Origin of the sequence: Gimesia algae, from assembly GCF_007746795.1 — a bacterium.
Classification (GTDB): domain Bacteria; phylum Planctomycetota; class Planctomycetia; order Planctomycetales; family Planctomycetaceae; genus Gimesia; species Gimesia algae.
This window is the reverse complement of record NZ_CP036343.1, coordinates 2,217,872-2,230,507: the sequence shown is the minus strand read 5'-3', so window position 1 is coordinate 2,230,507 and position 12,636 is coordinate 2,217,872. Positions and strand designations below refer to the sequence as shown.

The 12,636-nt window shown below is 52.8% G+C and carries 5 protein-coding genes and 1 pseudogene; 3 read left to right on the top strand and 3 right to left on the bottom strand.

Features of this window, described 5'->3' with window-relative positions:
• Window positions 1-230: 230 nt before the first annotated feature.
• The 3 genes from Pan161_RS08075 to Pan161_RS08065 are packed head-to-tail and all read right to left on the bottom strand — an operon-like array spanning window position 231 to window position 6,372.
• Window positions 231-2,033, bottom strand: coding sequence for an amidohydrolase family protein (locus Pan161_RS08075; RefSeq protein WP_145225725.1), 1,803 nt, complete (start codon window positions 2,031-2,033; stop codon window positions 231-233).
• The gene (locus Pan161_RS08070) at window positions 2,030-3,493 is read right to left on the bottom strand and encodes a DUF1501 domain-containing protein (protein WP_232103661.1); all 1,464 of its coding nucleotides are present in this window, start codon (window positions 3,491-3,493) and stop codon (window positions 2,030-2,032) included. The genes Pan161_RS08075 and Pan161_RS08070 overlap by 4 nt, the downstream gene beginning before the upstream one ends.
• A gap of 5 nt (window positions 3,494-3,498) precedes the next feature.
• Window positions 3,499-6,372 (bottom strand): PSD1 and planctomycete cytochrome C domain-containing protein, encoded by a 2,874-nt coding sequence (locus tag Pan161_RS08065; RefSeq protein WP_145225723.1) that lies wholly within the window; start codon window positions 6,370-6,372, stop codon window positions 3,499-3,501.
• 265 nt (window positions 6,373-6,637) lie between these two features.
• On the opposite strand from Pan161_RS08065, the gene Pan161_RS08060 reads away from it, so the two are divergent.
• The 3 genes and pseudogenes from Pan161_RS08060 to Pan161_RS31350 all read left to right on the top strand — a co-directional run bounded on the left by Pan161_RS08060 (window position 6,638) and on the right by Pan161_RS31350 (window position 12,389).
• Window positions 6,638-7,648: a Gfo/Idh/MocA family protein gene (locus Pan161_RS08060; RefSeq protein ID WP_197995767.1), complete on the top strand. Its 1,011-nt coding sequence runs from the start codon at window positions 6,638-6,640 to the stop codon at window positions 7,646-7,648.
• 276 nt (window positions 7,649-7,924) lie between these two features.
• On the top strand, window positions 7,925-10,876 hold the full coding sequence (locus tag Pan161_RS08055; protein WP_197995766.1) for a PSD1 and planctomycete cytochrome C domain-containing protein: 2,952 nt from the start codon (window positions 7,925-7,927) through the stop codon (window positions 10,874-10,876).
• Window positions 10,877-10,921: 45 nt separating this feature from the next.
• Window positions 10,922-12,389: pseudogene (locus tag Pan161_RS31350) on the top strand (DUF1501 domain-containing protein).
• Window positions 12,390-12,636 lie beyond the last annotated feature (247 nt).

Below are 12,636 nucleotides of genomic sequence, written 5' to 3'. Positions count from 1 at the left end.
CGGTGTCCAGTTTTACTGTAGTGTCTCCAGGGGCATTTGAGCCGAGTATAATAGATTGAGAGATGCTATGGTTAAATGTGATGCGCTCTGGTTACCGTTTTAATATTGAACAGGGGCTACTAAGTTTAAAGGGGCGCAGGTATTTGAGTCATTCAGCGAGACGACTGCCTTGGAAATCCAGTAGTCTCTGAAAAGCAGCCTTGCTCCGTCTGGTGTTGATGGAAGCTGACTTAGTCAGTCTCGGCAGTCAAGAGTTGGCGGAAATTGGTGCCGAGGATCAGACTTTTATCTGCTTCGGATATCTGCGCTGCGGTAACCTTACATAGCTCAGTACCCAGAGAACGCGAAGGCAGGTGGCTACCGAAGATGATTCGATTGGCGCCCAGCTCACGCACTGCCATTTCAATGAAGCCGGCGGTGGGGTCAAAGCCAGATGTTTCCACAAGGATATTCTCCGAATCGCGCACTGCGCGAATGCCACGCTCCCACTCGCCGCCAGAATGAGCGCAGATGAATTTCTGTTGCGGGAATCGTTTTGCCAGTACTGCCAGTTCGGTGGGGGTCGACATTCCCGGGCTCTTCTTGCCTCCCGTAATGAACCAGGTATGCTGCATGATCACCCCGTTCAATTCCGCAATCCGCTCAATGAGGGGATCAAAATTGCGATGCGTGCAAGTGAGTGCCGCCGGTCCACCTCCGGGAAAATAGACGCCGCGCATGGGACCGTCTTGCAGCCAGCGATTGAGCGCCTCCAGCGAAGCGGTCACATTGTTGGCGTTGAGTTGAATCATTCCCAGCAGCAGGTCAGGCCAGCGTTTCAGCGGTTTTTCAATAATTTCCGGATGCGATTTCAATTTCTGTTCCAGTTCACGGTCCGTGGTCGTACCGATGCCCACATGCGGGAAGTAGCAGAGTTTTTCAAACTTCCCGATATTGATAGCCGGCATCGCCCGTTCAATTTCTGCAATCAGGCTACTGCTGCCATCGCGACCTGGATGAGAATGTGCGGGTGTGAAGTACGAATCCCAGATGCGGTAGCCTTCCAGCACTTCATTGCCAGGCAGACCAGCTGCCAGGCGCGGGGGAGTCGTTTTTTTTGAATCCTGTGTTTTGACTTTGATCTTTACCGCAGAATCCTGGTTCGGTTTGCTGGCAGACAGGAATTGCGTCGCATTGTCTGTCAATACGGATCTCAGATCTGCAGAATCGAGAATAGAAGATTCATAGACGCGAACCAAAGCCGCCTCGGGAATCAGAAACGGGGCATGTGAACCGAACAGGACACGTCCTGCAGGAAGTCGCTCCACGAAAGAAGGTACGCCGTCGGTACTTTCCACGCGGGCTGTGTCAAAAAATATACCTGGTGCCTGGCTGAGTTTGTTGATCAGATCCGGACGGGCTTTCGTATTAAGAAGCTGCAATCTGAGTCCGGGGACTTTCGCAGCCAGATCCGGGAGCGGTGTGAGGTCGACATCAGGAACCTGCAGCGATTGATGTTGAGTGCGGATGTCTTCGAGAGACGCGGCCAGCTGAACGAACAGACCTGCAGTGGTGGCCTGTTTCAATAGTGCCAGCAGACGTGGATCTGTGAGCGTATAGCCGTGGTAGTTGGGATGCAGGCGGATGCCGGGTATCTGATGTTTTTGAATGCATTGCTGCAGGTCGTGTTCCCAGCCAGGCAGCGAGGGGTTGATAGTTCCAATGGGGGTCAACTGTGGGAAATCTCTGCATTCGTCAGTCAGTCGCTGATTTACAGATGTGATATCACGATGCAGAATTCCCTCATAACTGCCCGCCCAGGCTTGTTCTATGCCTAGAGCTTGAAGTTTTTTGACCAGTGTTTGTGTGCCGTCGAGCGGAACTCGACGAAAAGGCCACTGAAACAGGCTGACGTTGGTATCAATAATTTTGAGAACGGGGGGCTGGTTCTCTGCAGACAAGGTGGATTTGATTCGCACTGAAGCTGTAAGACTAACGGCGCTTGCTATCGTCAGAAACTCACGTCGGTTGAATTCACAATCCGGAGAGTTCAACTGAAGATCTCCTTGACCACGCGGGGTGGATTGACACCGGTCAAACGTTCTTCGAGTCCACTGCGGGTGTAAAAGAGTTCCTGGTGATGGAGTCCCAGCTGGTGAAGGATTGTGGCGTGGAAGTCGTGGACACTGACGGGGTTTTCGACAACGCTGTGCCCAAATTCATCTGTAACCCCGTAGGTGGTGCCCCCTTTAATCCCGCCGCCCGCCATCCAGGATGTGAAAGCCTGCATGTTATGATCACGGCCTGAGAAGCCGTTAGCGGATTTCTGTGTTGTGGGAGTGCGTCCAAATTCGCCGCCCCAGATTACCAGAGTGGAGTCGAGCAGGCCCCGTTGTTTAAGATCGCGGAGCAGGCCGGCGACTGGTTTGTCGGTTCGCTGACACATGGCGCGGTGATTGGCGGCCAGGTCGGCGTGGCTGTCCCAGGGTTGTTCTTCGAGGAAGATCTGGACGAAACGGACTCCCCGTTCAACCAGTCTGCGGGCGAGCAGACAGCGTTTGCCGTACGAGTCGGTTTCCTGCGCGCCGATGCCGTAGTCTGTCAGCGTGTGTTTTGTTTCACTCGAGAGGTCAAGGGCTTCCGTGGCGGACATCTGCATGCGTGCGGCAAGGCTGTACGATTCGATCCGGGCATCAAGCAGGGGGTAATGGGGGCGTTTTTCACGGTGAATGGAATCGAGCTGATTGAGCAGTTTGCGTGCGGACTCGGTGACAGCCGAGGGTTGGTCGTATTGTGGTTTGAGATTCAGAATGGGTGAACCGGTGGGGCGCAGACGGGTTCCCTGGTACGTGGGGGGCAGAAAGCCGGATGTCCAGTTGCGTGTGCCGTTTTTGGGAGCGCCCAGTGGATCGGTGAGTACAACGTATGCGGGCAGGTTCTGGTTTTCGGTTCCCAGGCCATACACGGTCCAAGAGCCCAGTGTAGGGTAGCCCATGAACAGGCGGCCGCTGTGAATTTTATACAGGGCATTGTCGTGATTAGGGTGATCGGTCCACATGGAGTTGATCAGGCAAAGTTCATCTGTCATCTTTGCCGTTTCGGGAAGGACGTCGGCCATCCACATGCCCGATTCCCCGTGTCGGGCGAACTTGTACTGGCCGCCCAGCATTTCGCCGATACTGGTGGTATTCGAATTTCCCAGATCTTCAATGTTGCCCGGGAATGGCTTGCCGTCCATCTTGTTCAGAACCGGTTTGGGGTCGAACAGATCCATCTGGCTCGGTCCGCCATTCATAAACAGCTGAATGACCGAAGTTGCTGCAGGAGGATGGTGGGGTTGTTTGGGTTTGAGGTCGTATTGCTGCGGTGCGTGTGGGGCATCATTCGCCAGGGCTGCGGTGCCCCCAAAGAAATCCTGGCATAACAGATGTGTCAGCGCGGCGCCCATGACGCCATCGCTGGTGCGGGCAAAAAAGTCTCGACGGGTGGAAAGTGGTTCAGGCTGGCTGTTCATATTCATCAGTCAATGTATAGAAACGCGGCAGAGTTTAGAATCGTATGACAATAGGTGTCCAGAGCGGCTTCCGGGTTTTCCTGCCAGTGGGATTCCAGTTCCTGCAGAGTGGCTTGTCCCAGTTGACGTTCCTCCTTGCCGGGGAAGCGGCTGAGGGCCAATTGGTAGACCAGATCAATTTGTGCACCCCGGTCCGATTTCTGATCATCGGGCAGCAGGTTGCGAACCCGGCTGGCGAAGGCATGAGAAAGAGAATGCACGCGTTCGTTATTTAAGAGCATCAGGGATTGAGGTGAAACAGTAGAAACATTGCGTGAGACACAGTTGGGACCCATTTCCGGGTAATCAAAGGTATCCAACATCGTTGGTATCTGGGTACGACGATACTGCAGATAGACACTGCGACGCCAGCCACCTTTGCTGGTCACGTTAGCACTGACAAGTCCGTTGCGATCGACGGTGACTGAGTCAGGAGGGCCGCCGGTGGTGGAATCGAGTTTACCGGACACGGCAAGGATCGAGTCACGCAAGGCTTCGGCGTTCATTCTGCGGAGCGGCATGTGAGAGAGCAGTCGGTTCTGTGGATCATGTTGTTGAATCGCGGGTGTAATGTGGCTGGATTGTTTGTAAGTACGCGAATTCAGCATCAGGCGATGCATGTCTTTGATGCTCCAGTCCTGTTCGACAAACCGGACAGCCAGCCAGTCGAGCAGTTCCGGATGAGAGGGACGTTCCCCTTTGACGCCGAAGTTCTCGAGTGTTTTGACCAGGCCTGTTCCGAAATGGTGGTACCAGATTCGATTGACCATCACCCGTGCAGTGAGGGGCTGATCGTCGGCAGTCAGCCATTGGGCTAATGCCAGCCTTCTGCCGGTTTTCGGGGTTCCTTCCGGGAAAGGAGGTTTGACAGAGAACGGAGTACGTCCATCTGTGAGGACGGAAGGGACGCCGGGACCGACCTGATGGCCAGGTTGATCGTGTTCTCCTCGCAGCAGGATATAGGTGGGGGAAGGTTCACCGCGATCCCAGAGGGCACGGATTGTGTGCGGTGGTTCCATCTGCTGCTGCACTTCGCTCATCTGTTGTTCGATGGAGGCCACGTTCTGCAGTGCCTGCTGTACCGATTCCGAGAATTCCGACTCGGGCATGGTTTCCGCGATTCTTAATTTCTCGACCAGAATCCGCTGACGTTGCGTGCGGGTGTTATCGGCGATTTTTAAGGCCTGCAGGGTTTCCTGCTGTTCCTCTGCAGGTTGGTCCGGATAAAACTGACGGAGCATGGCGACCTGTTGTGCGGCGATTGCTTTTTTGTAACTCTTTTCAAGTTTACTCAGTCTCTTTTTGAGCAACGGGTTGGTTTGTTTGACGCGGCTCTGCTGTTCGGGAGTGCCCAGTTCCAGGGAACGGTTCTTAAAGGAGAGCCAGTCGTATTCATCAAGGGCGCCCTGGAAGATTGCTTTGAAGCGATAATAATCACGATGCGGCAGTGGATCGTATTTGTGTGAATGACAGCGGGCGCATTCCAGCGTTAACCCCATGACCGAAGAGCCCATCACATTGATGGCATCATAGACTACACCCAGGCGTTCGGGCACAAAATTCATCGTACGGGAACCGGTCTGGTCAATACCCATCCGCAGGAAACCGGTGGCGACGAGATTGTCGACGATTTCTTCAGTGATCACCGGCGCGTTTTCATAGTCGGTTAGTTCATCCCCGGCGATCTGTTCCAGCAGAAAGCGATCGTAGGGTTTATCGTTATTGAAAGCGTCGATGACATAATCACGATATTTCCAGGCGACGGCACGCAGGGGGTCGGAAGAGACGCCCCCTTCGGAGTCAGCGTAACCGGCGAGGTCCAGCCAGTAGCGTCCCCAGCGTTCGCCGTACCGGGGGGAAGCGAGCAGGTGTTCGACCATGGATGCATACCAGTTCGCATCGTCAGTATTGCGCCACTGTTTCCACTCTTCGAGTGTGGGGGGGAGGCCAGTCAGATCCAGGTAAACACGACGGATGAGAGTGTCACGGCTGGCTGCGGGAGAGAATTCCAGTTCGTGCGCCTGCAGTTGTTTGAGAATCAGTTGATCAATCGATTTGATCTCAGGCTTTGCCCGCGGTGCTTGAAACGCCCAGTGCTGTCGGTCTTCCTCGGTAACGAGGGGATCCGGTTGCAAACCGACGACTTCCGGTTCCGGATCGACAATCGGTGCTTTGGCAGCGATCCATTCACGCAGTGTTTCGACTTCAGACTGGGGGGGGCGCTTGACAAAAAACTTCAGCAGCTGTTCCTGAGGGGGACAGGCATGGCTTTCAACGCGCTTGATCATCAGGCTTTCATCCGGATTGCCTGCGAGAAACGCCGGGCCCTGTTTGCCTCCTTTAAGCATGCTGGCAGGAGTCCGCAGATCAAGGCCGCCCCGCTGCAGTCGTGCGCCATGACAGGCGGTACAGCGGAGCAGGACGATGGGCAGGACATCGTGTTGTGTGATCTGTTTTTCTTCAGGCTGATGGGGCTTTTCAGATTTGGCGCCGGTGGCGATCCACTTGTGGATCAGGTTGCGTTCTGCTTCCGTCAGTTGTGGCTGTCCCTCAGGTGGCATGTCGCCTCCGTCGACCAGAATCCAGAGCATGCTGTCATCGACTGTTTCTGCGATGGCAGACTCACCTGATTCTCCTCCACGATGTACGCCGGTAATATTTGAGAGATCAAGTCCGCCTTTGCGAACTTTGTCGCTATGACATTTGCCACATTTTGCAGCGAGAACCGGCTGAATCTCTTTTTCAAAGAGGAGCGGTTTTTCTGCGGCTTGAATTGTTCCAAAAGGGCCTGGAACAAATACAACAACAAGCAGAGGAATTAGAAATCGTATGAGCATCATAGGTAACGCTGGCAGGTAGGTATGAGGAACGCAGGTGTTGTTCTCTCCATACTAAGCGATGCGGACAGGGCATACAAGACAAAAAACAGCTGAAACGGGTCTTGGAAATGGTCTGACGATGGAATTCCTATTGAAGAAACTGGGCGGATTATCAGGGTAATCCAGATCAGGGTTCCATGGACGAGGAGTCTGGTTTGCGGTAGTTTGAAGAGTTTGAGTTACATCACAGGTCGCTGAAATTATGATTCGAGAGGACCAAAGTCATATGTTGAGTTCGTCAAAAACAGTTCGCTGGGGAGTAATTGGTCTGGGGTGGTTTGGCGAAGTTCATGCTGACAACCTGTCGGAGATGCCGGGAATTGAACTGGCGGGGTTGTGTACCCGACGTCCTGAACGCCTGACTGAAATAGGGGATCGACTGGAAGTCAAGCGGCGGTATACTGACTATCGTGAACTGCTGGCTGATCCTGAAGTCGATGTGGTCAGTATCACCACTCACATTAACGATCATCGCGAGATTGCCATTGAAGCACTCCGCAGCGGGAAACATGTTCTGCTGGAAAAACCGATGGCGCCGACGGTGGCTGACTGTGAACAGATTGTTGCTGCAGCCAAAGACGCTGCTGGATTTTTCATGGTGGGGCATATCTGTCGCTTTGATCCGCGCGTGACACTGGCGAAACAGGCGATTGAAGAAGGACGAATCGGTGACATTATCTCCATGCATGCGCGGCGGAATCTGTCGAAAGCGATCGGTGAGACAGTGCTCGATGACATTTCCGCTTTGATGGGGGATGGAATTCATGATGCGGATCTGATGCTCTGGTTCAGTGATGCGAACGTTTCCACTGTGTATGCGCAGGAAGTCCATCCCGGTAAAAATAAATATCCCGATGGAGGCTGGTCGATTGCAAGACTTGATAACGGTGCTGTCGCCGTGGTCGAGTCGGTCTGGCATCTGCCGGAATCGACGCCTTATACGATCGACGCGCGGATGGAAATCATTGGCACGCAAGGTGCGATCTATATCAACTGTGGCGAAGCGGGCTTGACGATTCATGATGCGGAAGGAGTGAAGATGCCTGACACGATGTACTGGCCTCGTCCGTTCGGCCGCTATCTGGGAGTGCTGCAGGAAGAGCTGCGGTATTTCGCGGATTGTGTACGGACAGGGGAACCTCCCGCGCGGATTACTCCCCGGGAATCTCAAGCCGCTGTCGCCTGGATGGCAGCGGCAACCGAGTCTGCCCGGACGGGTACTGTCATTTCTTTTTAATGTGGTCAATCATTCCGGATGCGTGTATTTACCTGTTTTACTGCAGAGTCGTGCCTTTTCAGAGCTGAAAGTCCGGTTTCATGTGACGAGAACTGGCGTCAGGTGTGGCAACGATAATCCTTGCGAAGCGTCTGGATCCTTGTACAATTAAGTATTGCTTTATGTGTCTGCATGTATAAATGAAGGGGCTACCCGACTATCCCATCATAGTCAAAAAATGATTCTGCCTGATATTCTCTCCACACTTTCCCGCCTTGCTGATTAGGGATGATATTAATGATTCGCTATTGTCTGCTCTCACTCCTGGGAATCATCACTCTGTTTCAACCTGCGTTTGCTGTTGAAGCCATCAAGCCTGCAGAACCGAGTCGGGAAGGGATTCAGTTTTTCGAATCCAAAATCAGACCGGTCTTGGTGAATGAGTGTTATGAATGTCATTCCCTGGACGCAAAGAAGAATAATAAGCTGGAAGGTAAACTGCTGCTGGATTCGGGTCCGGCGATGCTGAAAGGGGGCGACACCGGTGCCTCAATCGTTCCCGGTGATCCTAAACAGAGTCTCTTGATGGCGGCGATTCGGCATGAATCGTTTGAGATGCCTCCGAAAAACAAATTGTCGGACCAGGTAATCGCCGACTTTGAGAAATGGATTCAGATGGGGGCACCCGATCCCCGCGATGGCAAGGTACCTGAATTAAAAACTGAGAAGATTGATATTGAACAAGGGCGTCAGTTCTGGTCATTTCAACCGCTCAATCAGTCGCCCCCTCCGGTTCCCCAGAACAAAACCTGGGGAACGAATCCGATCGATCAGTATATTCTGGCGAAGCAGGAAGCCGCGGGAATTACTCCCAACAAAATGGCAGGTCGAGAAACCTTAATCCGCCGCGTCTTCTTCGATCTGTGGGGACTGCCTCCCGAACCTGCGGATGTGGAATCGTTCGTGAACGATCCGGCTCCCGATGCGTATGAGAAGCTGATAGACCGTCTGCTGGCTGGCCCGCATTATGGGGAACGTTGGGCCCGGCACTGGCTGGATCTGGCCCGGTTTGCTGAGAGTAACGGATATGCCTTTGATCGAGATCGACCTGCAGCGTATCACTTTCGCGATTTCGTAATCAAAGCACTTAACGAAGATATGCCCTATGATCATTTCGTCCGGCTGCAGATTGCCGGTGATCAACTGGGGCCGATAGATTATATGTCTCAGGCGGCGACCGGCTTTCTGGCAGCAGGGCCGTTCACTTCACAACAGACTCAAAAAGAACGGGAACGCAGTCGCTACGAACAGCTGGACGATATTATCCACACAGTAGGTACGACGACATTGGGGTTAACGTTTGGATGTGCGCGTTGCCACGATCATAAATTCGATCCGATCTCCAGTCACGACTATTACCGGATGGTCGCTGCGTTTGCGGAAACCGGGTTCCAGGATTATCAGCATGACCTGCATCCTGAAAAATATCAGAAAGAGAAAGCGGCTTTTGATATAAAGCATCAGCCGTTTATTGATGCGCGTTTAAAATACGAGAAAGAAAAATTGCCGGCCCAACTGGCAGTCTGGTTGGAGAATCGACCGACTGAGACCATTCAACCTGAGCTCAGTGACTGGCATGTCATTGGTCCATTTTCCGCTGACAACTTCAATCAGGCATTCAGTAAAAAAAATGCGCTCGAAAAGAAAGTTGATCTGACTCAGACTTATTTGAAAGGAAAGTTGAAGTGGATACACCAGCCGGAATGGAAGGATGGCGTTGTTCACAATACGCTGACGGGCGAGAACTCTGCGAATTATCTGTTTCGAACGATTGAAGTACCGACGGCTGGTCCTCTGGATATTTCACTGGGCCGCGACGATGCGATTCAGGTCTGGCTGAATGGCAAGTCGGTTCTATCGAAAAAAGTGATGGGGGCAGCCGCCGCGGATCAGGACAAGGTCAAGCTGGCGCTCAAAGCCGGTAAGAATGAACTGCTGGTCAAAATTGTGAATGCGACGGGGCCTTCCGGATTTTATTTCAAAGCCAGGGAGACGACTCCCCCGGACAACGTTCAGAAAATCCTGGCACTGCCGGCAGCTGAGCGTAACGAAAAACAGCAGCAGGTGTTGCTGAAGTGGTATGCGCCTTATGATGAAGGTTGGGCTGAGCTGAATGACGCCGAGCAGGAAAATATGCAGCAGCATCCCAAACGGGATCTGATGCCGGTCTTTGCGGCACGTAAAGGGGGGGCAACTTATAATTTCGGTTCCGATACACGCAAGGTGTATTATCTGGTGCGGGGAAATTCCAACCGCAAGGATGGTCTGGCGGAACCTGGATTTCTACAGGTGCTGATGACCGGTGAAGCGCAGGAAAAACAGTGGTTGTTTGCGGATGACCAAAAAGAAAAACCAATTCATCCTCGGGTTGCTTTTGCAGACTGGCTGACCGATACCAGTCATGGCGCAGGACATCTACTGGCACGCGTGATGGTCAATCGGATGTGGCATCATCATTTTGGTCGTGGCATTGTCGAGACACCCAGTGATTTTGGCACCCAGGGTTTTCGGCCTACTCATCCCGCACTGCTGGATTACCTGGCAACTCAGTTGGTCGAGAACAACTGGAATCTGAAGCCGATTCACAAGCTGATGATGCAGAGTTCCGTGTATCGTGAATCGGGGGCAACCAATGCCAGTGGAATGGAGCATGATCCGGAAAATCATCTGTGGTGGAGACGACCGGCGCTGCGGATGGACGCGGAAGTGATTCGTGATCACCTGCTGGCCGTGAGTGGCACGCTTGACCCTAAAATGTTCGGACCGGGAACATTGAAGCAGGAAGACAAGCGGCGGAGTGTTTATCTGACTGTCAAACGCGACAAACTGATTCCGATCCTGCAACTGTTTGATGCACCGGATGCAATCCAGAGCATCGGCAAACGCAATGTGACGACTGTGCCTCCGCAGGCGCTGGCGATGATGAACTCACCCTTTATTCGGAAGCTGGCAGAAGATTTTGCTAAACGGGTTCGTCAGGATGATACCAAAAAACTTGAGCAGCTCGTTGACGAAGTCTATGTGATTGCGTTGTCCCGAAAACCACGTGCGGAAGAACAGCAGAAAATGCTGGAATTCATTCACTACCAGACCGAATCGTATGGCAAGAATCCAGAGGCAACTGCGCTGGCGATGGCTGATTTCTGTCAGCTGATATTCTGTATGAATGAATTTATCTTTGTTGACTGATCCTGAAAGATTTATCCTTAATCGATACACAGGAAATATAACGCTATGAGACGAAAAAATAAATTCCCGTCAGGCAGCGCGTTTCATTTTGAAGCACGCAGAGCATTTCTGAAGAATGCCGGTTCCGGATTTGGCAGCCTGGCGTTGACAGGGCTGCTGTCAGAGCAGGGGATTCTCAAGTCGGCAGGGGCAGAAGAAGAGGAAGGTCTGGAAGCGCGCAAACCGCATTTTGTTCCCAAAGCAAAATCGATTATCTGGTTGTTTATGCCAGGCAGTCCGTCCCAGGTCGATACGTTTGATTATAAGCCGATGCTGCAGAAAAAGGATGGTGAGAAACTGGCCGGCGCAGATCCCAAAACCGGCTTCTTCACGACGAGCGGAAAGTTACTGAAATCACCTTTCAAGTTTCAGCAGCATGGAGAATCGGGGGCGTGGGTCTCTGAAATCTTTCCCCATGTTTCCCGACATGTGGATGATATGTCGTTTCTCTATTCCTGTTTTTCCCGATCGAACAATCATACTCCAGCGATGCTGGAAATGAACTCGGGGGCATTTCTGCAAGGCCGTCCCTGTATGGGGTCCTGGGTGACTTATGGATTGGGCACGGAAAATCAGAACCTGCCGGGTTTTGTGGTGATGCATGGTGCCATGCCTCGCGGGGGGAAACCCGATCTGGGCTCCCGGCTTCCTGCCTAAGGTTTATCAGCCAACCGCCATCGATGGTCGCAGCCAACAGCCGATTTCCAATCTGTCGCGACTCACTTCGATGAACGATCAGCAGCAGCGGAGCCAACTGGATCTGTTGAATGAGTTAAACGCCAGCCATCAGAAGCTGCGCCCCCACGAAGCGGATCTGGCGGCGCGGCTGGAATCGTTTGAACTGGCTTACCGCATGCAGACCGCAGCTCCGGAAGCACTGGATGTCAAAGAGGAATCAGAGACCATACAGAAACTGTATGGAGTGGATCAGAAAGAGACGGAATTAGTTGCGCGACAGTGTATCACCGCGCGACGTATGGTGGAACGGGGCGTGCGGTTTATTCAAATCTACGCGGGTACGAATGGAGGAGGCGGAGGAGTTGCGGATGTTCCCTGGGACGGTCATAGTGATATTGGCCTGAATCATCGCATCGCTGCGAAATCGGTGGATCAGCCCATTGGTGCGCTGCTGGCTGACCTGAAAGCCCGCGGTCTGCTCGATTCGACCCTGGTGGTCTGGGGCGGCGAATTCGGCAGAACCTCTGACTCACAGGGAAGTCAGGGCCGCGATCATAATCCGAATGCCTTCACGATGTGGATGGCGGGAGGTGGCATCAAAGGAGGCGTGCAGTACGGTGCCAGCGATGACTTCGGTTATAAAGCAGTCCATAATCGCGTGGGCGTGAACGATCTGCATGCCACGCTGCTGCATCTGATGGGGATTGACCATATGAAACTGACCTACCGCTTTAACGGTCGCGATTATCGTCTGACCGATCTGGGCGGCGATTTGATTCAGGAGATCATCGCCTGATATTTCAGGTTTACTGATTCTTTGTTTAGAACATGTGTGCTGAAAGTCATGCTGCTCATGTTGTAAGTTCTGACTCTGTCTTTGGCTTCTGTGATCGAAAGCCGGTAGAGATTCGTCCGATTCGCATCAATTGTGCACAATTCTACTCACTTGTAGCTCATTACTGTGCATTATCTGGAGTCGAGGGTTGAAATCTCTCGCAGTCCCATTATTATATGGGTGGAGATTGAAACTCAGTCTCACTGCT